Source organism: Streptomyces sp. NPDC002793, assembly GCF_040295485.1.
In the GTDB taxonomy this organism is placed as follows: Bacteria; Actinomycetota; Actinomycetes; order Streptomycetales; family Streptomycetaceae; genus Streptomyces.
The window spans coordinates 95,464-121,288 of record NZ_JBEOVL010000023.1 but is presented as its reverse complement, the minus strand read 5'-3'; the positions used below and the strand labels follow the sequence as shown (position 1 = coordinate 121,288).

At 74.1% G+C, this 25,825-nt stretch carries 23 protein-coding genes and 1 pseudogene; 15 read left to right on the top strand and 9 right to left on the bottom strand.

Annotated elements, in window-relative coordinates; all coding sequences use genetic code 11:
• Positions 1–331: 331 nt before the first annotated feature.
• Positions 332–1,261: a bis(hydroxyethyl) terephthalate hydrolase gene (gene bdeA, locus ABT001_RS22715; protein WP_351280386.1), complete on the top strand. Its 930-nt coding sequence runs from the start codon at positions 332–334 to the stop codon at positions 1,259–1,261.
• 65 nt (positions 1,262–1,326) lie between these two features.
• Here bdeA and ABT001_RS22710 read toward each other — a convergent pair whose 3' ends face one another.
• A complete protein-coding gene (locus ABT001_RS22710; protein WP_351280383.1) occupies positions 1,327–2,100 on the bottom strand; it encodes an alpha/beta fold hydrolase in 774 nt (257 codons plus the stop codon).
• Between the two features lie 160 nt (positions 2,101–2,260).
• On the opposite strand from ABT001_RS22710, the gene ABT001_RS22705 reads away from it, so the two are divergent.
• The 3 genes from ABT001_RS22705 to ABT001_RS22695 all read left to right on the top strand — a co-directional run bounded on the left by ABT001_RS22705 (position 2,261) and on the right by ABT001_RS22695 (position 8,298).
• Positions 2,261–5,062 carry a helix-turn-helix transcriptional regulator gene (locus ABT001_RS22705; RefSeq protein WP_351280380.1) on the top strand — a complete coding sequence of 934 codons (2,802 nt, stop codon included), beginning with the start codon at positions 2,261–2,263 and terminating at the stop codon, positions 5,060–5,062.
• A 127-nt stretch (positions 5,063–5,189) separates the two neighbouring features.
• Positions 5,190–6,521 carry a PucR family transcriptional regulator gene (locus tag ABT001_RS22700; protein ID WP_351280378.1) on the top strand — a complete coding sequence of 444 codons (1,332 nt, stop codon included), beginning with the start codon at positions 5,190–5,192 and terminating at the stop codon, positions 6,519–6,521.
• A gap of 184 nt (positions 6,522–6,705) precedes the next feature.
• Complete coding sequence (locus ABT001_RS22695; RefSeq protein ID WP_351280376.1) at positions 6,706–8,298, top strand: sodium/solute symporter; 1,593 nt, start codon at positions 6,706–6,708, stop codon at positions 8,296–8,298.
• Between the two features lie 17 nt (positions 8,299–8,315).
• Here ABT001_RS22695 and ABT001_RS22690 read toward each other — a convergent pair whose 3' ends face one another.
• Positions 8,316–8,948 carry a TIGR03085 family metal-binding protein gene (locus ABT001_RS22690; protein WP_351280373.1) on the bottom strand — a complete coding sequence of 211 codons (633 nt, stop codon included), beginning with the start codon at positions 8,946–8,948 and terminating at the stop codon, positions 8,316–8,318.
• A gap of 84 nt (positions 8,949–9,032) precedes the next feature.
• Here ABT001_RS22690 and hisI point away from each other — a divergent pair, with 84 nt between their 5' ends.
• The 11 genes and pseudogenes from hisI to lgt all read left to right on the top strand — a co-directional run bounded on the left by hisI (position 9,033) and on the right by lgt (position 17,823).
• The gene (gene hisI / locus ABT001_RS22685; RefSeq protein WP_351280371.1) at positions 9,033–9,413 is read left to right on the top strand and encodes a phosphoribosyl-AMP cyclohydrolase; all 381 of its coding nucleotides are present in this window, start codon (positions 9,033–9,035) and stop codon (positions 9,411–9,413) included.
• 11 nt (positions 9,414–9,424) lie between these two features.
• Positions 9,425–10,918: an anthranilate synthase component I gene (locus tag ABT001_RS22680; protein WP_351280368.1), complete on the top strand. Its 1,494-nt coding sequence runs from the start codon at positions 9,425–9,427 to the stop codon at positions 10,916–10,918.
• 14 nt (positions 10,919–10,932) lie between these two features.
• Positions 10,933–11,586: a TIGR02234 family membrane protein gene (locus tag ABT001_RS22675; RefSeq protein WP_351280365.1), complete on the top strand. Its 654-nt coding sequence runs from the start codon at positions 10,933–10,935 to the stop codon at positions 11,584–11,586.
• Between the two features lie 96 nt (positions 11,587–11,682).
• Entirely contained in the window at positions 11,683–11,934 is a 252-nt protein-coding gene (locus tag ABT001_RS22670) for an HGxxPAAW family protein (protein WP_351280362.1), read from the top strand.
• A 92-nt stretch (positions 11,935–12,026) separates the two neighbouring features.
• Positions 12,027–12,491 carry a DUF2752 domain-containing protein gene (locus ABT001_RS22665; RefSeq protein WP_351280359.1) on the top strand — a complete coding sequence of 155 codons (465 nt, stop codon included), beginning with the start codon at positions 12,027–12,029 and terminating at the stop codon, positions 12,489–12,491.
• 113 nt (positions 12,492–12,604) lie between these two features.
• Positions 12,605–13,414 carry an indole-3-glycerol phosphate synthase TrpC gene (gene trpC / locus ABT001_RS22660; RefSeq protein WP_145802232.1) on the top strand — a complete coding sequence of 270 codons (810 nt, stop codon included), beginning with the start codon at positions 12,605–12,607 and terminating at the stop codon, positions 13,412–13,414.
• A gap of 10 nt (positions 13,415–13,424) precedes the next feature.
• A pseudogene (gene trpM / locus ABT001_RS22655) lies at positions 13,425–13,625 on the top strand (tryptophan biosynthesis modulator TrpM); the annotation flags it as partial.
• 125 nt (positions 13,626–13,750) lie between these two features.
• Positions 13,751–15,031, top strand: coding sequence for a tryptophan synthase subunit beta (trpB, locus tag ABT001_RS22650; protein ID WP_351280356.1), 1,281 nt, complete (start codon positions 13,751–13,753; stop codon positions 15,029–15,031).
• Positions 15,028–15,840, top strand: a complete 813-nt coding sequence (trpA, locus tag ABT001_RS22645) for a tryptophan synthase subunit alpha (RefSeq protein WP_351280353.1) — start codon at positions 15,028–15,030, stop codon at positions 15,838–15,840. The genes trpB and trpA overlap by 4 nt, the downstream gene beginning before the upstream one ends.
• 76 nt (positions 15,841–15,916) lie before the next feature.
• A complete protein-coding gene (locus ABT001_RS22640) occupies positions 15,917–16,738 on the top strand; it encodes a DsbA family protein (RefSeq protein ID WP_351280351.1) in 822 nt (273 codons plus the stop codon).
• Positions 16,739–16,854: 116 nt separating this feature from the next.
• The gene (gene lgt, locus ABT001_RS22635; protein WP_351280348.1) at positions 16,855–17,823 is read left to right on the top strand and encodes a prolipoprotein diacylglyceryl transferase; all 969 of its coding nucleotides are present in this window, start codon (positions 16,855–16,857) and stop codon (positions 17,821–17,823) included.
• A gap of 75 nt (positions 17,824–17,898) precedes the next feature.
• Here lgt and ABT001_RS22630 read toward each other — a convergent pair whose 3' ends face one another.
• The 7 genes from ABT001_RS22630 to ABT001_RS22600 are packed head-to-tail and all read right to left on the bottom strand — an operon-like array spanning position 17,899 to position 25,712.
• Positions 17,899–18,717, bottom strand: coding sequence for an HpcH/HpaI aldolase/citrate lyase family protein (locus ABT001_RS22630; protein WP_351280345.1), 819 nt, complete (start codon positions 18,715–18,717; stop codon positions 17,899–17,901).
• Positions 18,714–19,910, bottom strand: coding sequence for a CaiB/BaiF CoA transferase family protein (locus ABT001_RS22625; protein WP_351280342.1), 1,197 nt, complete (start codon positions 19,908–19,910; stop codon positions 18,714–18,716). The genes ABT001_RS22630 and ABT001_RS22625 overlap by 4 nt, the downstream gene beginning before the upstream one ends.
• Positions 19,907–20,791, bottom strand: a complete 885-nt coding sequence (locus ABT001_RS22620; RefSeq protein ID WP_351280340.1) for a PfkB family carbohydrate kinase — start codon at positions 20,789–20,791, stop codon at positions 19,907–19,909. Before ABT001_RS22620 ends, ABT001_RS22625 begins: the two co-directional genes overlap by 4 nt.
• Positions 20,788–22,155: an ADP-ribosylglycohydrolase family protein gene (locus ABT001_RS22615; RefSeq protein WP_351280337.1), complete on the bottom strand. Its 1,368-nt coding sequence runs from the start codon at positions 22,153–22,155 to the stop codon at positions 20,788–20,790. Before ABT001_RS22615 ends, ABT001_RS22620 begins: the two co-directional genes overlap by 4 nt.
• Complete coding sequence (locus ABT001_RS22610; protein ID WP_351280334.1) at positions 22,152–23,348, bottom strand: ADP-ribosylglycohydrolase family protein; 1,197 nt, start codon at positions 23,346–23,348, stop codon at positions 22,152–22,154. Before ABT001_RS22610 ends, ABT001_RS22615 begins: the two co-directional genes overlap by 4 nt.
• Positions 23,284–24,606 carry an ADP-ribosylglycohydrolase family protein gene (locus ABT001_RS22605; protein ID WP_502967504.1) on the bottom strand — a complete coding sequence of 441 codons (1,323 nt, stop codon included), beginning with the start codon at positions 24,604–24,606 and terminating at the stop codon, positions 23,284–23,286. The genes ABT001_RS22610 and ABT001_RS22605 overlap by 65 nt, the downstream gene beginning before the upstream one ends.
• Positions 24,603–25,712 (bottom strand): ADP-ribosylglycohydrolase family protein, encoded by a 1,110-nt coding sequence (locus ABT001_RS22600; protein ID WP_351280332.1) that lies wholly within the window; start codon positions 25,710–25,712, stop codon positions 24,603–24,605. The genes ABT001_RS22605 and ABT001_RS22600 overlap by 4 nt, the downstream gene beginning before the upstream one ends.
• Between the last annotated feature and the right edge of the window lie 113 nt (positions 25,713–25,825).

Genomic DNA, 25,825 nt, shown 5'->3' with positions numbered 1-25,825 from the left:
GACATCTGCCCACCCCAAACACAACGTCGGCCTGACCCACCAACGAGATGGATCAGGCCGACGTCACGACGAAGGGGCATTCGCCAACAGCATCCGCGACACGCGGTCCGGCCCCTCGTGCTGCCCGGCCCTCCACCCCTCACGGCCCCGGCTTCCTCACGGTCCGGGGAGAAGACCGGCGATCTCGCCGATGCCCGCGCGGGGGAGCCACCGCGAAAGTGACGGCAGCACCGACGAACGGCGCGACCGACACGGCCCATCCCGAAGGCCCCCGGACGACGGGGCCGCCGGCTGCCGCGGCGCGCATCCGCCACAACCGAGAGGAATCCCCGTGCAGCAGCACCTCCCCTCCGGCGACATCTCCCCGCGTCGCCACCGGATGTCGAAGAGCCGCTCCCGCACCGTCAAGGGCGCCCTGGCAGCCGCGGTGGCGACCGCCGGTCTGCTCACCGCGCTCGTCCCCGGCGGAGCACAGGCCGCCGAGAACCCGTACGAGCGTGGTCCGGCCCCGAGCAACTCGAGCATCGAGGCGATCCGCGGGTCGTACTCCACCTCCCAGACCTCCGTGTCCTCGCTGAGCGTCAGAGGCTTCGGCGGCGGGACGATCTACTACCCGACGTCCACCTCGGACGGGACGTTCGGCGCGATCGCCATCTCGCCCGGCTTCACCGCCTACGAGTCGAGCATCGCCTGGCTGGGGCCGCGCCTGGCCTCGCAGGGCTTCGTGGTGTTCACCATCGACACCAACACCACGCTGGACCAGCCGGCCAGCCGGGGTGACCAGCTGCTCGCCGCCCTGGACTACCTGACCGAGGACAGCTCGGTGCGCAGCCGGATCGACTCCTCGCGGCTCGGTGTGATGGGCCACTCCATGGGCGGCGGCGGCACACTGGAGGCGGCGAAGGACCGCCCCTCCCTGAAGGCCGCGATCCCGCTGACCGGCTGGAACCTCGACAAGACCTGGCCGGAGGTGCGGACCCCGACCCTGGTCGTCGGCGCGGACGGTGACACGGTCGCGTCCGTCACCTCGCACTCCAAGCCGTTCTACAACTCGCTGCCGAGCTCGCTGGACAAGGCGTACCTGGAGCTCCGTGGCGCGTCCCACTTCACCCCGAACACGTCCAACACGACGATCGCGAAGTACAGCATCTCGTGGCTGAAGCGCTTCATCGACAACGACACCCGCTACGAGCAGTTCCTCTGCCCGATCCCGTCGGCGAGCCTGACGATCGCGGAGTACCGGGGCAACTGCCCGCACTGATCCGGGGGGCGACCGGGGCCGGACCGCGCGTACCGCGGTCCGGCCCCTTCGTGCCGCCGGGCCGTTCAGCCCGCGCCGAAGAACCGGGTGAGCGCCGCGGCGAAACCCGGGTCGCGCACGGCGCTCAGGTGGTCCCCGGGCAGCACGGTCAGTTCCGCGCCCTTGATGGCGTCGGCCAGCACCCGGGGGCGTACGGCCAGGGGGTCGCTCTCACCGGCCAGCACCAGCGTGGGCACCGTGACGCGGTCCAGCGGCAGCGCGTCACGGTGCACCGCCCGGATCTGCGCGGCCAGTGCGTGACGGTCCGCGCCCGAGGCGTCGGCCAGCAGCCTGAAGCCCCGGGCCCGCTCGGGCACGTCCGCCGGGTCGTCGGCCGTCAGCGCGGCCGAGACCAGCTCCGGTGGCATCGCCCGGGTGTCCAGGCCGCCCACCTCCACCGCGCCGGCACCTATACCGCCCACCACCAGGCGGCTGATCCGCGCGTCGTCCGCCGCCGCGAGGACCGCGACCACGGCGCCCATCGAGTAGCCCGCGAGATGCACACGGTCCGCGCCGATGCGGTCGATGAGCAGCCGGACGTCACGGGCCATCAGGGACTCGCCGTAGTGCGTGTCGTCGTGCGGCCGGTCGGACTCGCCGTGGCCCCGCGCGTCCGGTGCGTACACCCGCCGGCCCCGCGCCACCAGTGCCTCGACGACACCGGGGCCCTCCCAGTTCAGCCGGGCGTGCGCGGCGAAGCCGTGCAGCAGCACCACCGGGGGCAGGGCGTCGTCAGGATCCCTCGACCAGGACCAGTAACGCAGGGTCAAACCGTCGTGTGTACGCAATTCATCAGCCATGCACCGACGTTACGGGCGGCCACCCCGGAACGGGCCCGCACTGTGCCCGCGCACAGCGCCGACGCCGTTCCGTTGGGAGACGGCACCGCTCCGGGCCGACCGGGAACAGGGAGCGGACGCGAGCCTTCCGACGCTGTTTACGCGGAAGTAACGTGAGAGCGTGACCCCAACGACGACCGTGCACAGTCCGCTCCGGCTGTACGGCCGCAGCGGTGAACTGGCCATCCTGGAGACCTTGTCGGCCCGACTGCGGGCGGGGGACGGCGGAGCCCTCGTACTGACCTCGCCACCCGGCCTCGGCCGCACCGCCCTGCTGAGACAGGCCGCCGCCCACCACCTCGGACGCCACGGCGGAGCCGTGCTGTACGCCTCCGCGACCCCCACCGAACAGCGACTGCCCTACAGCGGGCTGCACGCCCTCTTCTGCTCCGCTCCCGGCCCGCTGCCGGTCGCACCCGACACGATCCTGCGCTCCGGCATCACCCCGGGGGGACTGCTCGGCCTGCTACGGGGCCTGGGAACCGAACAGCCCCTGCTGGTCTGCGTGGACGACGCGCACGCCTGGGACCCCGACTCCCGTGCCGCGCTCGTCTTCGCCGCCCGCAGACTCGGCGCCGGCAGCCGGGTCGCGGTGCTGATGGGCGCGGCCGACGAGACCGCGTTCGCCGGCCTGCCCGCGCTGCGCCTCGGCCCGCTCGACGACGACGCGGCGGCCGCGATCCTGGACCGGCTCACCGAGGGCACGGCCGATGTCGACCCCGTCGTACGCGGTGAACTCCTGCGCGAAGCGGCCGGCAACCCGCGGCTGCTGGCCGGGCTCGCAGGCCGTCTGACCCCCGGCCAGCTGGCGGGGCGCACCGCGCTGCCGTACCCGCTCCCCGGGGCCGAGAGCGTCCTGGACGCCCACGCCGAACACCTGGACGGACTGTCCCCCGACACCCACACCCTGCTCCTGCTGGCCGCGGCCGCGGAGGAACACGAGCCGGACGGGGCCGGCTCCGACGCGGCCCTGCTGCTGCGGGCCGGCAACCGGGCCGGGCTGGCCACCGCACACCTCGACCGGGTGCTCTTCGCGCCCGCCGGAACCGCCGGAGCCCTGCAACGCGCAGGCAGCCGCGTGCACTTCAGCCACCCGCTGCTGCGCCGCGCGGTCCTGCACCGGGCGCCGCCGGGCCGCCGCCGGGCCGTGCACGAACTGCTGGCCGCGCTGCTCGCCGTGCCCGGTCCCGCCTCGCTGCCCGCACTCGTCCAGCGGGCCTGCGCGGCACCCGGGCCGGACGCCGCCCTCGCCGGTCAGCTGGAGGCCGCGGCCACCGCACCCCGGCCGCACGGCGAACGGTCGGCCGCGCTGGCCCGCGCCGCCGCCCTCTCCACCGACGACACCCTGCGCGCCGCCCGGTTCACCGCCGCCGCCGAGCAGGCGCGGCTGGCCGGCGACACCGGCCGGGCCCGCGCCATGCTGGCCCGTGTCGGCCCCCACCTCGCCGGTGGCGCCGCGCCCTACGTACGCGGCATGCTCGCCCTGCGCGACGGGCCCGCCGCCGACGCCCGCGAGGCGCTGCTGACCGCGGCGGAGCTGCTCGCCGCGCACGACCCGCGCCGCACTCTGGACGCCCTGTTCGGCGCGGCGGAGGCGGCGTGGGACATGGGGGACGCCATCGCGTACCTGGACGCGATGAACCGCGTCCCCGTCACCGCGGCCGACCGGCCCATGGCCCAGTACCGCGCCGGGATGTGCGCGGTGCTCGCCGGGCACCCCGACCGGGGCCACGCCTTCCTGCGGTGCTGCCTCGACTCCGCCGACCGCGCCGAGGACGCGGACGAGCTCCTGCGGGCGGGCGCCTCGGCCCTGGTGCTCGGCGAGGTCGACGCGGCCTGCCGGGCAGGGGCCCGCGCACTCGCCGTCGTACGCACCCGGGGCCCCGAAGCCCTCCTGCCGCACGCCCTGGAACAGCTCGCCTACGCCGAACTGCGCGCCGGGCAGCACGCCAGGGCCCGGGCCCACGCGCTGGAGGGGCTGCACGCGGCCCGCCGTACCGGACAGCGGAACTCCGCCACCCATCTGCACGCCGTGCTCGCCCTGGCCGCCTCCGTGGAGGGGCCCGCCGAGGCGTGCGCCGCCCACGCCGACGCGGCACTGGCGGGCGCCGGCCCGCACGGACTCGCCCAGGCTGCCATGCTCGCCACCTGGGCGGTCGCCCGCGCAGACCTGGCGGCCGGGCGGCCCGGCGAGGCGGCGGCCCGGCTCGGACCGCTGGTCAGACCGGGGCCCGGGACAGGGCACTTCGCCACCCGGATGCTCGCCGTGCCGTGCTACGTCGAGGCGATGGCGCTCTGCGGCCGGGCGGACGAAGGCGCCGGTGAACTCGCTTTCGCCGTCCAGGAGTTCGCGTTGTGGACCGCGCGGACGACCGACCCGCAGGTCCCCGCCCAGCTGGCCCGCTGCCGTGCGCTCCTGGCACCGCCGGAGGAGGCCGCAGCCCGGTACGAGGAGGCGCTGGCCCACCACGACCGCGCGGGCGGTGACTTCGAGCGCGCCCGCACCCAGCTGCTCCACGGACAGCTGCTGCGCCGTCTGCGCCGCACCCGCGAGGCCCGTGGCCCGCTGCGTGACGCACTGGTCGCGTTCGAACGCTGCTCCGCCCGCGTCTGGGCCGAGCGGGCGGGAGGGGAGCTCCGGGCCGCCGGGGAGGCGGTGGACGCGCCGGAGCAGAGCGGCCCCGGCCCGCTGGCCGGGCTGACGCCGCAGCAGCGGAGGATCGCCCGCTGCGTCGCGGAGGGCGCCACCAACCGCGAAGTGGCGGTACGGCTCTCGGTGAGCCCCCGGACCGTGGACCACCACCTCCGCAACGTCTTCGCCGCTCTCGGCGTCCGGTCCCGGACCGAGCTCGCGAGGCTGCTGGACCGCGGTGGCGGGGCGAGGTTGCAGGACCGTGATGAGAAGAACCGCGCAGACCTCTAGGTACCGACCGGGCGGTATGCCATTCTGCGGTCGTCAGGATCGATCGGTGTGCGCCTGCCCAACGCGGGCCGGGCGCACACCGGGGCCGGCCCCAACCGCAGCCGGCCGATTCCCGGTGGAGGCCGCCATGCCGCAGGTCGTACGTTCACGGATCAGGGCGCCGCACGGGCCGCCCCCCGTAGCACCGTTGCCGCACCGAGTCCGCTCCCTGGCCGACCGGGAGGCCGTGGCGGTGCTCCACCGCGCGGCCCAGGGCCTGCTGGAGGCACTGCCGGAGCTCACGGACCGGCTGGTCGAGGCGCTGAGGGAGCAGGAGCCCGCCTACCGTGCCGCGATGGAGAACGAGCCCACCGAGATCTGGCAGGAGGTCCACCACTCGCTGCGGCACAACGTCGCCTCCCTCATCCAGCCCCGGGAATTCCGGGAGGCCGCCCACCGCACCTCCCGGTGGATCGGCGAGAGCCGGGCCGAACAGGGCGTACCGCTCGACGCGGTCATGCACGCCTTCCGCATGGGCGGCGCGATGGTCTGGCAGGACCTGGTCGACGACACGGCCAGGCGCCACCCCGAGGACACCCGGCTGCTCGTCCATGTCGCCGCCGACGTGTGGAACTTCGTCGACGAGCACTGCGGCGTCGTGGCCGAGGCGTACCGGCAGGCCGAGCGGCGGCTCTCCTGGCGCCGCGAGAACCAGCAGCGCCTGATGACGGCGGCCCTGCTGGACGGCACCGCCCGGATCGCCGACCTGCCGGACGCCGCGGCGGTGCTGGGACTCCCGGTGCAGGGGCGGTACGCCGTACTCGCGGTCGCCGCCGCCCGTCGCGCCCCGCACGGCACCGGCCGTCCGCCGCTGGAGCCGGCCGAGGGGACACCCGCGCTCTGGCACTCGGCGGGGGACCTGGAACTCGCGATCCTGCCGCTGGGGAGGCTCCCGGCGGCGGCCGAGCCCGAGCCGGGCGGTGACGCGGCCGGCCCCGCCGACGACGCCGAGCGGGAACTCGCCGCGCTCACCGCTGATCTGACCATGCCCCAGGGCACGCGCGTGGGCGTCAGCTCCGTGGTCGACGGGCTGGCCTCCGTCGGTGACGCACGACGCCTCGCCGAGACGGCGCTGCGCGCCTGCCCCGCCTCCGGGGGCACCGTCCTGCTCGACGAACACCTGCCCGCGGCCCTCGTCGTGTCCTCGCCCGGCCTCGGAACAGCCCTCGCCGACCGGGTCCTCGGCCCCCTGGACCGGCTCGACCCCGCGGACCGGGACGTGCTCATCGAGACGCTGACCGCCTGGCTCGACTCGGACGGCTCGGCACAGCGGGCGGGGGCCAAGCTCTACTGCCACCGCAACACCGTGCTGAACCGGCTGCGGCGCTTCGAACAGCTGACGGGGCGCTGCCTGACCAAGCCGTCGGACGCGGTCGAGGTGTCCCTGGCGCTGGCGGCACGGCGACTGCTGACGGGCTGAGCCACCACCACCGGCGGCCGGTCCGGCCCCGCACGCGCTGTGCGGGTGCACAGACCTGCTGCCGGTGGGCTGTACCGGCGCCGCACCCCGCTCCCGCCCTCTGTGCCACCCGCACCCGGGCTGGTGGCATGACCCGCATGTCTTCAGCTGCCCCTTGCGGAGCCGTCCCGGCGGAGCGAGTCCGGTGAACGGCGCGATCGACGCCCGGTCCCTGGCCGTGGTCATCTTCCTCGGCTTCGTCGCCGTGTCCCTGCTGCTGTGCGGACTGGCCGCCGCCGACCAGGACGACCCCGAGCACTTCTACGCGGGCGGCGCCACCCTCGGCCCCGTCGGAGCCGGACTGGCCATCGCCGGGGACTACGTCTCCGCCGCCACGCTGCTCTCCACCACCGGATCCGTCGCGCTCGCGGGCTTCGACGGACTGCTGTTCGCCCTCGCCACCGTCGCCTCACTCCTCCTGGTGATGCGGCTCTTCGCCGAACGCCTGCGCCGCAAGGGCGTGTTCACCATGGGCGACTTCCTCGCCGACCGGCTGGGCGACGGCTCCGTACGCCGGGCCCTCGGCGTGGCCACCCTCGTGGTGCTGGCCCCGCTGCTGCTCGTCCAGCTCACCACCGCGGGCCGCGTCATGACCTCCATGTTCGGGCTGCCCGACGGCGCCCTCACCGGCTGCACAGTCGCCAGCGGCGCGCTGATGGTCTGCTACTCGGCGTTCGGCGGCATGCGCGGCACCGGCTACATCCAGATCCTCAAGGTGGCCGTCGTCCTGGGTGCGGTCACCCTCCTCGCGGGACTCGTCCTCGCGCGCTTCGGCTGGTCCCCGTTCGCCCTCCTCGACGCAGCCCAGGAGGGCAGCGAGGCGGGCGCCGACTACGCGCGTCCCGGGCTGCAGTTCGGTCACGGCCTGGCGGGCGGCCTCGATCTGATCGGCTTCCAGCTCACCCTCGTACTCGGTGCCGCCTGCATGCCGCACATCATGATGCGGCTCCATCCGATCCGTGACGCCTGGACCGCGCGCCGGGCCGGCGTGTGGGCCGTGGGCCCCGTCGCCCTGCTGTGCGCCGGCATCGTCGTCGTCGGACTCGGCGCGTCCGCGCTGGTGGGCCGGGACCCGCTGCACGCCGCCGACCCCGCAGGCGGCACCGCCCTGCTGATGGTGACCAGCGCGCTGGACCCCGGCGCGGCCGGGCCACGGGACAGCCCGCTGTTCGCCCTCGTCGCCTGCGCCGCGTTCGCCACCACCCTCGCCGCGGTCGCCGGGATCACCCTGGCCGCGGCCTCGGCCCTGGCCCGCGACTTCAGGGTGAAGTCGGGCGCCCAGGGCGGGGGCAAGGCCTCGGCCAGGGAGATCCGGCGTGCCCGCCGGGCCGTCGTCGGGATCGGGGCGCTCGCCGTCCTCCTCTCGGCGTACACCCACGACCGCAACCCCCAGGTGCTGCTCTCCCTGTCGTTCGCGGCAGCGGCCTCGGTCCTGCCTCCCGTCCTGCTGTACGCGCTCTTCCGGCCGGGATTCAACGCCCGCGGGGTGAGGTGGACCGTCTACGGCACGATCCCGCTGATCGTCACCGTGATGGTCCTCTCACCGGCGTTCTCCGGCACACCCGTGGCGCTCTTCCCGGAGTGGGACTTCGCCGTCTTCCCGCTCCAGACCCCGGGCCTGGTCACGATCCCCGCGGGCTTCCTGCTGGGGCTCCTGGGGTCCCGGCGGGCCCCGGGCGCCCCACCGGGCGGGAGGTACCGCCACCGCGCCCGCGTACGCGCACGTCCCGGGGCCTGAACAGCCCCGGGAAGGCCCTACAGCCCGAGCTCGGCGGTGTGCAGCCGGGCCAGCGCGTCCTTCTCACCCTCCAGCTCCACCCGGGCCGCGTCCTGCCGCCCCGCCGCGAACAGCAGCAGCTCCCCGGGCTCCCCGGTGACCGTCACCACCGGGGTGCCCTTGTGGGCCACCGCGGTCTGGCCGTCCGGGCGCCGCAGCACCAGACCCACCGGGGCCCGGCGGCCCAGCATCCGGGCCGTCTTCTCGGTGCGCGACCACAGCACATCGGCGAAGACCGGGTCGAGGTCGCGCTGCGACCAGTCCGGCTGGGCCCGCCGCACGTCCTCCGCGTGGATGTAGAACTCGACGGTGTTGGCCGCCTCGTCCAGCTGCTTCAGACCGAAGGGCGAGAAGCGCGGCGGACCCGTACGGATGAGCTGGATCAACTCCTCGTACGGCTTGGCGGCGAATTCCGCCTGGACCCGTTCCAGCCGGTTCTTCAGCACCCCCACCATGATCCCGCCCGCCGCGTCGGCACGGCGCTCACGCACCACGACATGGGCCGCCAGATCACGGGTCTTCCAGCCGTTGCACAGGGTCTGGGCTTCGGGACCCGCCGCTTCCAACAGGTCGGCGAGCAGAAGACGTTCACGCTTCGCATGGGTCGACATGCCCGCCAGCGTACGGCCGCCGCCCTCGGTCCGCCCAGTGGACGCACGACCGGGAGGTCCCGCCCGGCGCGGCACAATGGGCGCATGACCAGCACGCCCGGCTCCACGCCCGCCAGCAACCTCGACCCCGATGTCGCCGCCCGCCTCAAGCGCGGCCCCGACGGACTGGTCCCGGCCATCGCCCAGCAGTACGACACCGGCGAGGTGCTCATGCTCGGCTGGATGGACGACGAGGCACTGCACCGCACCCTCACCACCGGCCGCTGCACCTACTGGTCGCGCAGCCGCCAGGAGTACTGGGTCAAGGGCGACACGTCCGGCCACACCCAGCGGGTCGTGTCCGTCGCCCTGGACTGCGACGCCGACACCGTCCTGGTGAAGGTCGACCAGACCGGTGCCGCCTGCCACACCGGCGACCGCACCTGCTTCGACAAGGACGTCCTCCCGTTCACCGCGCCCCGATAGGGTCAGCCGCCATGGATCTCGAGACCTTCCGCAAGCTCGCCGCCGACCGCCGTGTCATTCCCGTCAGCCGCAGGCTCCTCGCGGACGGTGACACCCCCGTGGGGCTCTACCGCAAACTCGCGGCCGAACGCACCGGCACCTTCCTCCTCGAATCCGCGGAGAACGGCCGTACCTGGTCCCGCTACTCCTTCATCGGGGTACGCAGCGCCGCCACCCTGACCTCCCACGACGGGCAGGCCCACTGGGTCGGCACCCCGCCCGTCGGCGTCCCCCGCGACGGCGACCCGCTGCAGGCCCTGCGGGCCACCGTCGACATACTGCACACCCCCCGCGACCTGGTCGGCGGCGAGGGCCTGCCGCCGTTCACCGGCGGCATGGTCGGCTACCTCGGCTACGATGTCGTACGCCGGCTGGAGCGGATCACCGAGCACGGCGGCGACGACCTGAAGCTCCCCGAGCTCACGATGCTGCTCACCTCGGACCTCGCCGTGCTCGACCACCAGGACGGCACCGTCCTCCTGATCGCCAACGCGATCAACCACAACGACCTGGACACCGGGGTCGACGAGGCGTACGAGGGCGCGGTCGCCCGGCTCGACGCCATGGAGCGGGACCTGTCCCGGCCCGTGGAGAACACCCCCGCCGCCCTGCCGCCCTCCGAACTCCCGCCCTACACCGCGCTGTGGGGCGGCCAGGCCTTCATGGACGCCGTCGAGGACGTCAAGGAACGCATCAGGGCGGGCGAGGCCTTCCAGGTCGTCCCCTCCCAGCGCTTCGAGACACCGTGCACGGCGAGCGCGCTGGACGTCTACCGGGTCCTGCGGGCCACCAACCCGTCGCCGTACATGTACCTCTTCCGCTTCGACGGCTTCGACGTCGTCGGCTCCAGCCCCGAGGCGCTCGTCAAGGTCGAGGACGGCCGGGCCATGGTCCACCCGATCGCCGGGACCAGGCACCGCGGCGCCACCCCGCAGGAGGACCAGGCGCTCGCCGACGAACTCCTCGCCGACCCGAAGGAACGTGCCGAGCACCTGATGCTCGTCGACCTCGGCCGCAACGACCTGGGACGCGTCTGCGAACCGGGCAGCGTCGAGGTCGTCGACTTCATGTCGGTCGAGCGGTACTCGCACGTGATGCACATCGTCTCCACCGTCACCGGCCGCGTCGCCGAGGGCCGCAGCGCCTTCGACGTCCTCACCGCGTGCTTCCCCGCCGGCACCCTCTCCGGCGCACCCAAGCCCCGGGCCCTGCAGATCATCGAGGAGCTCGAACCCAGCCGCCGCGGCCTGTACGGGGGCTGCGTCGGCTACCTCGACTTCGCGGGGGACTCCGACACCGCCATCGCCATCAGGACCGCCCTGCTCCGCGACGGCACCGCGTACGTCCAGGCGGGCGCCGGCGTCGTCGCGGACTCCGACCCCGCGGCCGAGGACAGGGAGTGCCGCAACAAGGCCGCCGCGGTCCTGCGGGCCGTGCATACGGCGAACCGCCTCGGGGGCCGCTGAGCCGGTAGGGGATAGTGGAGTACGTGAGTGCTGTCCCCGTACCCCAGCCCCGTGCCCGAGCCGCCTCCGCGCCCGACAGCGCGGGAAGCCGCCGGAGCCTGGCCGCCGGCCTGCTCCTCGGGGCGGCCGGCGCCACCGTCGTCCTCCTCGCCTCCGGGCAGACCTGGGCCGAGGGCGAGGCCGCCGTCGGCGGCGGCGCCGTGCCGCTCGGCGCCGACGGCCAGGACGTCACCGGGCTCCCGGCCGCCCTGGCGGTCGTCGGCCTGGCCGCCCTCGTCGCCGTCTTCGCCGTACGCGGCACCGGCCGGCTGCTCGTCGCCGGACTGCTGGCCCTCAGCGGCCTCGGCGCCGGACTGAGCGCCTACGCCGGTGCCTCGGACAGCGCTGCACTGGACGAGCGGGCCGCGCAGACCACGGGCAACACCTCGGCCACCGTCGAGGCCCTCAGCCACACCGCCTGGCCCTACGTCACCGCGGCCGGCGGCCTGCTGATCCTGCTCGCCGGACTGCTCGCGCTGCGCTACGGCAGCCGCTGGCCGGCCATGTCGGGACGGTACGAGCGCGACGGGACCCCCCGCCCCCGCAAGGCCGCCCGCACCGACCCCGACCGGCCCGAGGATCTGTGGAAGGCCCTGGACCGGGGCGAGGACCCGACGCGCGAGGCATGACCCCCAGCCTCATGTCCACCGGCGCGTACGGGACAATGGACAGCAAGCTTTCGTAAGCAGCGACACCCTCAGCGCAACACCAACAAGGAGCAACTCATGGCGGGCAGCAGCCACGGACACACCCCGGCCGCCTGGACCGGTGTCATCATCTCCTTCATCGGCTTCTGCATCGCGGGCCTCTTCATGGTCGCGGCGAACGTGCTCGGCTTCTGGGTCGGTATCGCCGTGACGCTCCTCGGCGGTGTCGTCGGTCTCGTCATGAAGATGGCCGGCCTCGGCATGCCGAAGGAGTCCGCCGAGATGGCGGCCGCCCGGGCCCGCGCCGCACAGGCCCAGATCACGGCCTGAGACGCGCCGGCAGGCGCCGGCCGAGGAGACACGACGCGAGGCGCGGCCCGGACCGGGCTGCGCCTCTCCGTGCGAGCGGGGACAATCGGCGCGTGGACGCCTCCCCCTCTCCCGCAGCCGCCGGCCCCGACCCGGCCCCCGTACCCGGCCCCGCCCCGGTCTCCCGGCTCCGGCGGCTCGCCGTGCCCGTCGGGGTCATGGCCGCCGTCGTCGGAGCCTTCGGCTACGTCGCCGCCGTCGACCCCAACGAGCCCGGCCACTACCCGGTCTGCCCCATGCTCCGGTTCACCGGACTGCTCTGCCCCGGATGCGGCGGGCTGCGCAGCGCCCACGCCTTCGCCCACGGAGACCTCGCCACGGCCCTCGGCTCCAACGCCCTCGCCGTCGTCGGCTTCGTCGTCCTCGCCGCCGTCTGGCTGCTGTGGACGGTCCGCGCGAGCCGGGGCAGGCCGCTGCAGATCGATGTCGCGCCTTTCTACTGGTGGGCCCTCGGGGCGGTGCTGCTGGTGTTCTCCGTGGTCAGGAACCTGCCGTTCGGCTCGGCGCTGGCGCCCTGAGTGACCAGGTACTGGGACGCGGGGACGCCGGATGCGAACCCTGAGCCCTCCTGCGGATATCATCGAGAAGGTTGATCCTGTACCTATCACCGCTCCGGAAGGGGGCCGCTCGCGTGAGTGTGCTCGACGAGATCATCGACGGCGTACGCGCCGACCTCGCGGAGCGGCAGGCGCGAGTCAGCCTCGACGAGCTCAAGGAACGCGCCGCGCGCGCTCCCCGGGCCAAGGACGGAGTCGCCGCACTGCGCGGCGAGGGCGTGACCGTCATCTGCGAGGTCAAGCGTTCCAGCCCCTCCAAGGGGGCCCTTGCCGCCATCGCCGACCCGGCCGCGCTCGCCGCGGACTACGAGGCCGGCGGGGCATCCGTCATCTCGGTCCTCACCGAGGAGCGCCGCTTCGGCGGCTCGCTCGCCGACCTGGAGGCGGTCCGCGCCAAGGTCGACATCCCGGTCCTGCGCAAGGACTTCATCGTCACCTCGTACCAGCTGTGGGAGGCCCGGGCCTACGGCGCCGACCTCGCGCTGCTGATCGTCGCCGCCCTCGACCAGGAGGCCCTGGTCTCGCTGATCGAGCGTGCCGAGTCGATCGGCCTGACGCCGCTCGTCGAGGCCCATGACGAGGAGGAGGCGGAGCGCGCCGTGGACGCCGGGGCGAAGATCATCGGTGTCAACGCGCGCAACCTCAAGGACCTCAAGGTCGACCGTTCCACGTTCGAACGCGTCGCCCCCGAGATCCCCGACCACATCGTGAAGGTCGCCGAGTCCGGCGTGCGGGGCCCGCACGACCTCATCGCCTACGCCAACGCCGGCGCGGACGCGGTGCTCGTCGGCGAGTCCCTGGTCACCGGGCGCGACCCCCGGGCCGCCGTCGCCGACCTGGTCGCCGCCGGCGCCCACCCCGCGCTCCGGCACGGGCGGGGCTGACACCCTCCCCATGACCGCCGACCGTCCCGCGTCCCGTATCCGGCCGGGCCTGTGCCCCGCCGGGGCCGGGGCCGCCCGGGACCCGCACGCGCCGCTGGCGCGCGGCTGCCGCCCCCGCGGCTGCCGCGCCCCCGCCCGGCGCGTGCACGGCCGGCGGGTGCGGTACGTGATCGGCGACGAGCCCGGACAGGTCAACGGCATGCGATGGCGCACGGGGTCCGCGCCCGAGCTGATCCCCGCACGCCGCACCGCACCGACCGTCCACCGGTCGGCGTGGCACTCAGTTCATGGCGCATACGGTGACATCACCCGTTTGCGATTCGAGGAGCACGTCGCATGTCGTCCGACTTCTTCATTCCGGACCCCGAAGGTCTGATCCCCAGCGCCGAAGGCTATTTCGGCGCGTTCGGTGGCGCGTTCATCCCGGAGGCGCTGGTCGCCGCCGTGGACGAGGTGGCCGTCGAATACGACAAGGCCAAGGCGGATCCGGCCTTCGCCGCCGAGCTCGATCAGCTCATGGCCGACTACACGGGCCGTCCCAGCGCGCTGACGGAGGTCCCGCGCTTCGCCGGGCACGCCGGAGGCGCCCGCGTCTTCCTCAAGCGCGAGGACCTCAACCACACGGGCTCGCACAAGATCAACAACGTGCTCGGCCAGGCCCTGCTCACCAAGCGCATGGGCAAGACCCGGGTCATCGCGGAGACCGGGGCCGGCCAGCACGGCGTCGCCACCGCGACCGCCTGCGCCCTCTTCGGGCTCGACTGCACCATCTACATGGGCGAGATCGACACCGAGCGGCAGGCGCTGAACGTGGCGCGGATGCGGATGCTCGGCGCCGAGGTCGTCGCTGTGAAGTCCGGCTCCAGGACCCTCAAGGACGCCATCAACGAGGCGTTCCGCGACTGGGTCGCCAACGTGGACCGCACCCACTACCTCTTCGGCACCGTCGCCGGACCGCACCCCTTCCCGGCGATGGTCCGCGACTTCCACCGCGTGATCGGCGTCGAGGCCCGCCGCCAGATCCTGGAGCGCACCGGCCGGCTGCCCGACGCCGCGATCGCCTGCGTCGGCGGCGGCTCCAACGCCATCGGCCTCTTCCACGCCTTCATCCCGGACGCGGACGTCCGGCTGATCGGCTGTGAACCCGCCGGGCACGGTGTGGAGACCGGCGAACACGCGGCGACACTGACCGCGGGCGAGCCCGGAATCCTGCACGGCTCCCGCAGCTACGTCCTCCAGGACGAGGAAGGCCAGATCACGGAGCCGTACTCGATCTCGGCCGGGCTCGACTACCCGGGCATCGGGCCGGAGCACGCCTACCTCAAGGACATCGGCCGCGGTGAGTACCGCGCGGTCACCGACGACGACGCCATGCAGGCGCTGCGCCTCCTGTCCCGCACCGAGGGGATCATCCCGGCCATCGAGAGCGCGCACGCGCTGGCCGGGGCCCTGGAGGTCGGCAAGGAGCTCGGCAAGGACGGCCTGATCCTGGTCAACCTGTCGGGCCGCGGCGACAAGGACATGGACACGGCAGCGCGGTACTTCGGGCTGTACGACGGTGCCGACGCGGTCGTCGAGGCCGATGTGGCCGACGGAGAGGAAGAGGTCACCAAGTGAGCGGCAACCGAGAACTCCTCGAATCGACGCTGGCCAGGGCCGCTTCCGAGGACCGGGCGGCGCTCATCGCCTACCTGCCCGGCGGCTTCCCGACCGTCGACGGCGGCATCGCGGCCGTCAAGGCGGCCGTCGCGGGCGGCGCCGACGTCATCGAGGTGGGCCTCCCGCACAGCGACCCGGTGCTCGACGGACCGGTCATCCAGACCGCCGACGACATCGCGCTGCGCGGCGGCCTCAAGATCGCCGACATCATGCGGACGGTCCGGGAGACCCACGAGGCGACGGGCGCTCCCATCCTCGTCATGACGTACTGGAACCCGGTCGACCGCTACGGCGTGGAGCGCTTCACCGCCGAGCTCGCCGAGGCGGGCGGCGCGGGGTGCATCCTGCCCGACCTGCCGGTCCAGGAGTCCGGCCTGTGGAGGGAGTACGCCGAGAAGCACGGTCTCGCCACCGTCTTCGTCGTAGCCCCGAGCAGCCGGGACGCGCGCCTCGCCACCATCACGGCGGCCGGCTCCGGCTTCGTGTACGCCTCCTCGCTGATGGGGGTCACCGGCACCCGCGAATCGGTCGGCGAGCAGGCCCAGGACCTGGTGCGGCGTACCCGCGCCACCACGGACCTGCCGGTCTGCGTCGGCATCGGCGTGTCGACCGCCGAGCACGCCCGGCAGGTCGCCGGCTTCGCCGACGGGGTGATCGTCGGTTCGGCCTTCGTCAAGCGGATGCTGGACGCCCCGGACGAGGCCGCGGGGCTCGCCGCCGTCCGTGCGCTGGCGGGCGAACTGGCCGAAGGCGTTCGAAAGCGCTGACCGCGCTCGTCATCCGTACGGGTGGACATGGGACCGGGGAGGCGCTCGCGCGCCTCCCCGGTTCGTTTGCACCGGTGTGAGCGAGAAGAACCAAGACCGAAGCAGAGCCGCGCGTGACCGGCTCGTCCAGCAGCGTGAGCAGGACCGGGCGCGCGAACGCCGGCGCCGCACGCTGATCGTCGCGACCGCCGTCGTGGGGGTGCTGGCACTGGCCGCCGTGATCGGTGTGATCGCCGCCAACGCCGGCAAGAACGACAAGGACAGTGAGGCCGGGCCCGCCGTCACCCCGTCCGGGGCGATGGGGGAGGACGGACTCGCCCTCCAGGTCGGAGCCGACGACGCGCCGTCCACCCTCACCATCTGGGAGGACTTCCGCTGCCCGGTCTGCGCCCAGTTCGAGAACGCCTTCCGCGACACGATCACGGAGCTGACGGACAGCGGGCAGCTCAAGGTGGAATACCACCTGGCCACGATCATCGACGGCAATCTGGGTGGCAGCGGATCGCTCCGCGCGGCCAACGCGGCCGCCTGCGCCCAGGACGTCGGCAAGTTCGCGCCGTACCACGACGTCCTCTTCCGCGATCAGCCCGCGGAGACCGACGACGCCTTCGCCGAGAACAGCAAGCTGATCGAGCTCGCCGGCAAGGTGGACGGCCTCGACACCCCCGCCTTCCGCTCCTGTGTGGAGGACGGAACCCACGACAGCTGGGTCGAGAAGTCCGACAAGGCCTTCGCCGAGGGCGGGTTCGAGGGCACACCGACCGCGCTGCTCAACGGCGAGTCGATCTTCCCGAAGAAGGGGAACGAGCAGATCTCCGTGGCCAACCTGAAGAAGTGGGTCGCGGCGGCCAACAAGGGCAAGAAACCGGGCACCGTCGGGGCGACGCCCTCGCCGTAGGCCCCCGAGGGCGAGGAGAACGTCCCAGCGGATCGCTCCTCCGGGGGACCCGTTACCCAGAAGTTGCCGGACGGCTTGCCGCACGGACCGTCCGGCAGGGTAGCGTCGACCCCGTCATGAACCTTGCCTTCATTCCCAGCCCGTCGACCGGCGTGATCGAGCTCGGCCCGATCCCGCTCCGCGGCTACGCGTTCTGCATCATCATCGGTGTCTTCGTCGCCGTCTGGCTCGGCAACAAGCGCTGGGTCGCCAGGGGCGGCAGAGCCGGCACCGTCGCCGACGTCGCCGTCTGGGCCGTGCCCTTCGGCCTCGTCGGCGGCAGGCTCTACCACGTGATCACCGACTACCAGCTGTACTTCAGCGACGGTGAGAACTGGGTGGACGCCTTCAAGATCTGGGAAGGCGGCCTCGGTATCTGGGGCGCGATCGCGCTCGGCGCGGTCGGCGCCTGGATCGCCTGCCGCCGCCGCGGGATCCCGCTCCCGGCCTGGGCGGACGCACTGGCCCCCGGCATCGCCATCGCCCAGGCGATCGGCCGCTGGGGCAACTGGTTCAACCAGGAGCTGTACGGCAAGCAGACGGACGTGCCCTGGGCACTGAAGATCAGCGAGGGCCCGAACAGGGTCGCCGGCACCTACCACCCGACGTTCCTGTACGAGTCCCTGTGGTGCGTCGGCGTCGCGCTCCTGGTCATCTGGGCGGACCGCCGCTTCAAGCTCGGACACGGCCGGGCCTTCGCCCTGTACGTCGCGGCGTACTGCGCGGGCCGCGGATGGATCGAGTACCTCCGGGTCGACGAGGCGCACCACGTGCTGGGCCTGCGGCTCAACGTGTGGACCGCGATCATCGTGTTCGTGCTCGCCGTCGCCTACATCGTGATCTCGGCGAAGAAGCGCCCCGGCCGTGAGGCGATCGTCGAGCCCGCCGCCGCGAGTCCGGCGGAGGACGACGGGAAGACCACCGACCCCTCCGAGAACCCCTCCGCCGAGGCCGACACCGAAGCCGGAGCCGACGCCACCGGGGACGCCCCCGACACGAAGGTGACCGAGGCCGACGGGAGCCCGCAGAAGGCCGACCGGAGCTGACCCTCCCACCACGCGTAAGCGAAGGGGCGCCGGACCACAGAGGTCCGGCGCCCCTTCCGTGCGCCTACGGGCTCCTCAGCGGCGCCGCGCCAGCGAGAGCGTACGTTCCGCGGTCGCCACCACCGCCGCGTCGACGAACCTCCCGTCCGGCAGGGCCTGCGCCCCGGCCACGGCCCGGGACGCCTCCACGATCTGCTCCGCCGCCTCGACCTCGCACGCAGTGGGTCGGAACGCCCGTTCGATGACGGGCAGTTGCCGGGGATGGATCGCCGCCCTGCCGAGCAGGCCGAGACCCCTCCCGTGGGCACAGGACGACCGAAGCCCGGACAGGTCCCGGACGTCCGGGTACACCGACATCGCGGGCGGTGCGAGCCCCGCCGCCCGGGCGGCGACCACCACACGGCTGCGCGGCCAGTCGAGACCTCCGTCGTCCCGCACCCCCAGATCCGCCCGGAGGTCCGCCTCGCCCAGCGCGACACCCCGTACGGCGTGGTGCGCCCCGGCGATCGAGTACGCGTGCTCGATCGCCAGCGCCGACTCCAGCAGCGGATACAGCGGCACCCCCGGCGCCAGGGCCGCGACGTGCTGCACGGACGCCGCGTGGGTGATCTTGGGAAGCCGCATCCCGGAGAGCCCCGGCAGCCCCGCCAGCGCCTTCACGTCGTCCTCCCCGTGGACCCGGACATGGACGGGCACCGCCATCGGGTCCGCCGTGACCGGATCCGCGAGGAGCTCCGCCGTCGCCGACCGCGCGTACTCCTTGCGGTCCGGGGCGACCGCGTCCTCCAGGTCGACGATCACCACGTCCGCGCCCGCGCCGAGCGCTTTGCGGATCACCTCGGGGCGGTCCCCGGGGACGTACAGCCAGGTCAGCGCCACCGCCGGGCCGCTCACAGCGCGCCTTCGCCGCGCAGCGCCTCGATCGTCGGTGCGGTGAGCCCGAGCTCCGCCAGGATCTCGTCCGTGTCCGCACCGTGCGGCCGGCCGGCCCAGCGGATCGCCCCCGGTGTCTCCGAGAGCCGGAACAGCACGTTCTGCATCCGCAGCGGCCCCAGCTCCGGATCGTCGACCTCGGCGATCGTGCCCAGCGCCCGGTACTGGGGGTCCTCCATCACGTCCCGTACGTCCTGGATCGGCGCGATCGCGGCCTCCGCCTTCTCGAATGCGTCCACCGCCTCCTCCCTGGTACGCCGGCCGATCCAGTGCCCCACCGCCTCGTCGAGTTCGTCGGCGTGCTCGGCGCGGGTGGTCCCGGCGGCGAACCACGGCTCCTCGATCAATTCCGGTCGTCCCACCAGACGCATCACCCGCTCCGCGACCGACTGGGCGGACGTCGAGACGGCCACCCAGTGGCCGTCGGAGGTGCGGTAGGTGTTGCGCGGGGCGTTGTTGCGGGAGCGGTTACCGGTGCGCGGCTGGACGTATCCGAGCTGGTCGTACCAGAGAGGCTGCGGTCCCAGCACGGTCAGGATCGGCTCGATGATCGCCATGTCCACCACCTGGCCGCGCCCGGTGCGGTCACGTCCGGCCAGTGCCGTCATCACCGCGTACGCCGTGGCGAGCGCCGCGATCGAGTCGGCGAGTCCGAACGGCGGCAGGGTCGGCGGCCCGTCCGGCTCCCCGGTGACGGCGGCGAACCCGCTCATCGCCTCGGCGAGCGTGCCGAAACCCGGCCGGTGCGCGTACGGGCCCGTCTGCCCGAAGCCCGTCACCCTGGTCAGCACCAGCCGGGGGTTGACGGCCGAGAGCTCCTCCCAGCCGAGCCCCCAGCGTTCCAGGGTGCCGGGCCGGAAGTTCTCGACGATCACATCGGTGCGGGCGGCCAGCCGCAGCAGCAGGTCCCGGCCGCCCGGGGCGGACAGGTCGAGGGTCAGTGTGCGCTTGTTGCGGCCGAGGAGCTTCCACCACAGGCCGACCCCGTCCTTCGCGGGGCCGTGGCCGCGCGAGGGGTCGGGCTTGCGGGGGTGTTCGACCTTGATGACCTCGGCCCCGAAGTCCCCGAGCATGGTGGCCGCGAGCGGCCCGGCGAAGAGGGTGGCGAGGTCCAGGACCCGCAGGCCGGCGAGGGGAGCGGTCGTCGTGTTCACGCGACCCCGATCCCGCTGCGGTACGGCGTGGACGTCGAGGCGCCGGTTCGCCGGTCGCGGAGCGCGGCCGCCGCCGAGGCCCAGGCCAGCGCCTCCGGTACGGCCCGGCCCTCGGCCAGTGCCACGGCGAGCGTGCCGACGAAGGTGTCCCCGGACCCTGCCGTGTCGGCGGCGGTGACCTCGGGGGCCGGGAAGGGGACGGGCTCGTCGCCCCGGGCCGCGTGGAGGCAGCCCTTCCGGCCGAGCGTGATCACGACTTCGGGGACCTGCCGGAGCAGGATCTGGGCCGCGGCGTGCGGATCCGCGTACCCGGTGAGCGCGGCGGCCTCGTGCTCGTCGGGGATCAGCAGGTCGACGGCGTCCAGCAGACCGGCGGGCAGGGGCTGTACGGGCGAGGGGGTGAGGATCGTCCGCACGCCGTGGGCCTTCGCCGTCCGCGCCGCCTCCGTCACGGCGGCCATCGGGAGCTCCAGTTGCAGGAGGAGCAGGCCGGACGCCGCGATGGCGGCCTCCTCGCCGGTTCCGAGCGCCGTCATGGTGCCGTTCGCACCGGGGACCACCACCGTGGAGCTCGCACCCTCGTCGTCGACGACGATGTGCGCGGTGCCGCTGGGCCCCGCGACGGTGTGCAGCAGCTCGGTGTCCACGCCCGCGTGTTCCAGATGCGTCCGGAGCAGTGAGCCGTACTCGTCGGTCCCGACCGCACCGATCATCACGACGTCGCCGCCCGCACGCGCCGCGGCGACGGCCTGTCCGGCCCCCTTCCCGCCGGGGACGGTCCGGAACTCCCTTCCGGTGACGGTCTCCCCGCGCCCGGGCGCCCGGGGGACGTGGGCGACCAGGTCCATGGTGGTGCTGCCGAGCACCGCGATCGCTCTCATGGGTGGCGTACCTCCTGATGGGTCAGTTCCGCGAGGGTGTCGAAGCCGATGCGGTCGAAGCCGGGCACGGACGTGGCGAGGCGGTTCTTCAGCGGGGCGGTCCAGTGGCCGGGCAGCGCGGCGGCCCGCCCGGCCAGCAGGCCCGCGAGCGAGCCGGCCGTCGCGCCGTTGGAGTCGGTGTCCCAGCCGCCGGAGACCGCGCAGCCGATGGAGTGTCCGAAGTCCCCGTCGGCGTGGGTGAGGGCGGCGGCCAGCAGTGCCGCGTTGGGCAGGACGTGCACCCAGTGGTGGGTGGCCCCGTAGACGGCGTGGAGACGGTCCACGACCGTGTCGAAGTCCGGCTCGTCGCGGGCCTCCTGGATTCCGAGGCGTACCGCGCGGGCGTACCGGGACCGGGGCGGCACCACGCGCAGTCCCGCCGCCAGGCAGCCGTGCACGTCCGTCTCGCCACCGGCGGCCTGGGCGAGCGCGGCGGCGGTGAACATCGCCCCGTAGACCCCGTTGGCCGTGTGGGTGAGCACCGCGTCCCGGTGCGCCTGTTCCGCGGCGGCACCCGGGTCGCCGGGATGCGTCCAGCCGTGGACGTCGGCCCGGATCTGGGCGCCGATCCACTCCCGGAACGGGTTGCGGTGGCGTGCCGTGTGCGGCGGCTCGATGCCGTCGAGCAGATTGCGGTACGCGATGCGCTCGGCGGTGAAGACACGGCCCGCCGGGAGCTCGTCGAGCCACAGCCGGGCGAGGTCGGACGTGGTGAAACGGTGGCCGTGCCGCTGGAGCAACAGCACGGTCAGGAGGGGGTGGTCGAGATCGTCGTCTTCCGGCATCCCGTCGATGTTCTCGGCGAGGGAGGTGGGCGCCGAGCGCCGGTTCCACGGGTAGCGGGCGGTCAGTTCGGCGGGCAGCCCCCGGGCGGTGAACCAGGTGGTGAGCGGCCAGTTGCCGGTGGCCCGGGCCAGCGCGCGGATCCCGGCCAGCGGCAGCTTCTCGACCGGCTTGCCCAGCAGACAGCCGGCGGCCCGGCCCAGCCAGGCCGCGTGCAGACGGTCGGACCCGGGGGACACCGGACGGGTGCCCGGGGCGGGCCAGCGCGGGCAGGCGGCCCGGATACGGTCCAGTCCGGTCGGCTCGTCGTCGGCCGACGGGCACTCCAGCAGGGCGAGTTCGTCCAGCAGCCGCTCGGCCAGCGCGCGCAGCCGGGGCGGGGCCGACCGCTCCGACGCCCCCGCGCGCACCGGGGCCGGGGTGCCGCCCGCCGCGTACCAGCGCCGCTCGATGTCCCCGGAGTCCCGGCCGTCCTGCGCGGCCTGGCGCAGCTCGTGGCCCACCAGGTCCTCCGGCTGGACCCATGTCAGGCGTACGGTCACCTGCCGTCGCCCGCCAGCACGGCGAACGCCGCCTCGTGCGCGCGCCGTCGGGCCGTGTCCCGTACGAAGATCTCCCGGGCGACCTCGGCCAGGGCGCGCGCCGGTGCGTGCAGATCGAGGCGGCTGGCCTCGCCGACCGTCTTCACCCAGGCCGGGGGGATCGCCTGCTCGCCGTGGAGCGCACCCGCGAGGGCGCCGCTCATCGTGGCGATCGAGTCGCAGTCACGGCCGTAGTTGACCGAGCCGAGCACGGTGTGCCGGTAGTCGCCGTCGCCGACGAGCAGCATGCCGAGGGCGACGGGCAGTTCCTCGATCGAGTGCAGCCGGGAGGGCCGCCGGGCGCCGAGGGAGGGATCGCGGTAGTGGGGCCCCACGGTGTCGAACGGGGCGACGGCGGCGCGCAGCGGCGCCAGCGCGGACTCGAAGTCCGTGTGGCGGGAGGCCACTTCACACACCGCCTCGATCGCCGACCGGGTGCCGTCCTTGGCCAGGGCCAGCGCCGTGCCGACGACGGAGGAGGGCGTCGCGTCCGGGGCGCACGCGGCGGCGACGGCGGCCGCCAGGACCCCGGCCGCCTCCCGGCCGTACGAGGACTGGTGGGCCCCCGCGACGTCCAGGGCCTCCGCGTACGCGGCCTCCGGGTGGGCCGCGTTCACCAGCCCGACCGGGGCCATGTACATCGCGGCCCCGCAGTTGACGACGTTTCCCGAGCCCGCCTCACGGGGGTCGGCGTGTCCGTAGTGCAGCCGAGTGACGATCCACTTCTCCGCGAGGAAGATCCGCTGCAGCGGGAGCGCCTCGGCCTCCAGCTCCGGGATCCAGCGGGGCCGTGACATCAGGTCGGGAACGAGGTGGTCGGCGACGGCGTAGGCGTCGAGGTGGCCGCGCACCGCCTCGTACACCCGGACCAGCGCATGGGTCATCAGGGTGTCGTCGGTGACGTGCCCGTCACCCTTGTGGTACGGGGCGATCGGGCGTGCGGTGCGCCAGTCGTCGCCGTACCAGGGCCCGACCACCCCGGTCACCCGGCCGCCGTGACGCTCGGTGATCTGCTCGGGCGTCCAGCCCTCGACGGGGCCGCCGAGGGCGTCCCCCACGGCCGCGCCGACGAGGGCTCCGGTGATGCGTTCATCCAGGGTGAGCGTCGTGGTGGTCGTGCCGACCACGAGCGGTACGGATGTTTTGTGTGCCATGCCGGAATTGTCCACCCGGGATGGCCGGTTCCGTGGCTGCGAGCAGCCCGGCGAGTTCCACGAGATCCGTGCCCGAGAGCCGGGGGAGCGCGCACCCGGCCAGCGTCCTGCACGCCTCGCGCCATCCCGCCGGCACGGTCGCCGTCCCGCCCAGTGCTCCGGTCAGAGCCCCGGCGAGCGCGGGCGCCGAGTCGGCGACCCGGGAGAGGCAGGCGGCGGCGGGAACGGCCTGGGTGAACACGCCCCGGGCCGCGGTCGTCAGGGCGAGGGCGACCGGCACGGTCTCGGCGGCCGCGATCCCGTAGCTGTAGACGTGGTCCACGATCTGATGCTCCAGCACGGGGACGAGCGCGAAGGCCCCCGCCTCCTCGTCGGCGAACTCCCGGGCGAGGCGCACGGCGTGGACGGCGTTGCGGGCGATCTCGGTGCCGTCGGGAAGCTGGTCGAGCGCGGCGTCCACCACCGAGTCGACGTCCGCGCCGGCCAGGGCCCGGGCGATCGCGGCGGCGATCGCGCGCGCGCCGTGCACCCCGTCACCGTCCTGGGTGTAGCGGGCGTCGAACTCGGCGAGCCCGGCCGCCGCCGCCGGGTCGCCGGGGTGCATCACCGCGAGCACGGCCGCCCGTACGCAGGCGGCGTCGTCGAAGTAGTGCGGATTGTCGTGGCCGGTGGCGGGCGGACGCAGTCCGGCGGCCAGATTGCCGAGTCCGGCCCGTACGGAGATCCGGGCGCGCAGCGGCAGGACCGCCGACTCGACCTCGGGCGCCCGGGCGCTCGCGGCGGCGACCTTCGCCGCCAGTGCGTTCCACGCCCGGTCGACCGCGTCCCGCACCCGGTGTCCGGGGGAGAGGCCCGGGGCGTGGTCGGCGGCGGCGGCCAGCACCGTCCGGGCGGCGAACGCGGCCCACTCGGCGTCGTCGGACGGGCCGAGCCGCAGGGGCTCCGGCGGCTGGTTGAGGGCGATGGGCACGGGCAGCGTCGTCGTCGCGTTCTGCTCCGCGAAGGTGTCCAGCTCCCGGGTGAGCCGCCGCGTCCACTCGGGCATCCGTGCCGCCCGGTGCCGCGCGGCCGGCCACCCGGCGGCGTCCCCGGAGGCCAGCCCGAGCAGCAGCCCCTCGATCCTGGCCCGCCTGCCAGGAGCGCCCCGGCCCCCGGCGCCGCCCGTGGCCGCCGGTTCGGTGGTGATCCGGATGGCCGTGGGCGGGACGGACTCCACCGGAGCGGCGGGCGCGCCCCGCGGGACGCGGCCGGCGGTCACCGGGCGTCCGCTCGGACGCCGGGGACGGACACGGGGGCCGGGGCGGCGGTGGACTCCCGTCCCTCCCGTCCCTCCCGTCCCGGGGTGGGAGGGACCGGCGGATCCTCCACGTCGTCGGGGGTCAGCAGCTCCGCGATGTCCAGGACGTGATAGCCCCGCATCGACGGCAGACAACTGCCCCGCACCGGGCCGATCGCCTCCGCCCAGTCCCGGGGGATCGCCGACGCCCCGTGCAGTGCACCGGCCAACGCGCCGGCCACGGCGGCCGTGGTGTCGGCGTCCCTGCCCATGTTCACGGCCGTGAGCACGGCCGCGCGGAAATCACCGCGTGCCGCCGTCAGGGCGCCGAAGGCCAGCCCCACCGCCTCCGGCGCCAGATCCGTCCAGGGGTATCCGCCGATCACCACCGCGGAGCGCACCGCGCGTTCCCCGGTCAGCCGGTCCGGGTACGAGCGCTGCGCGGCCGTGACCGCGCGGCGCAGCGAGCGGGCCGTCCAGGAGTCCATCGGTACGACGGAGAGCGCGGCGGCGATCACGGAGGCGAGCCCGGCCCCCACCATCGCGGCCGCCACCCCCGCCGCGACCGCCTGCCCGCCGTAGATGCCCTCCCCCTCATGGCTGACCCGGCCGTCCACCGCCACCAGGCGGGCGGCCTCGGCGGGCCGCCCCGCGGCGAACACCCCGAACGGCGCCGCCCGCATCGCGAGACCGTCGCTCCAGGCGTGCCGGTGCTGGGCCGAGATCGGGGCGGCGAGACCGCGCCGCAGATTCTCCAGCGTGCCGCGCTCGCTGAATCCGGCCCCCCGGAACGGACCCTCGTCCAGATCGGCGATCCAGTGGTGCCAGGCCCGTTCGACGTGCTGGACGGTGAGCGCCGAACCGTGCCGGGCCAGCAGCAGCCCGGAGAAGATCGCGTACTCGGTGTCATCGGTCCCGGCCGGATCGTCGCTGACGAAGCCCTCGATACGGCCCCAGCGGCGACGGATCTCGGACGGGCGCATGTTCTCCGCCGGGGCACCGAGCGCGTCCCCCACCGCGAGTCCCAGCAATGCCCCGCGGGCCCGGTCGCCCGTGCTCGCCGTCGCGCCGTCCGTCCTGAGCTCCATCGTGTCGACCCTTCGCTCGCCTCGGGAAAGACCGGATACGCGAGGTTTCCCCGATCGCACCGAAGAGAGGCGTGCGTTGCGCACAAATGGACCACCCGAGTGACGTCCCCGCA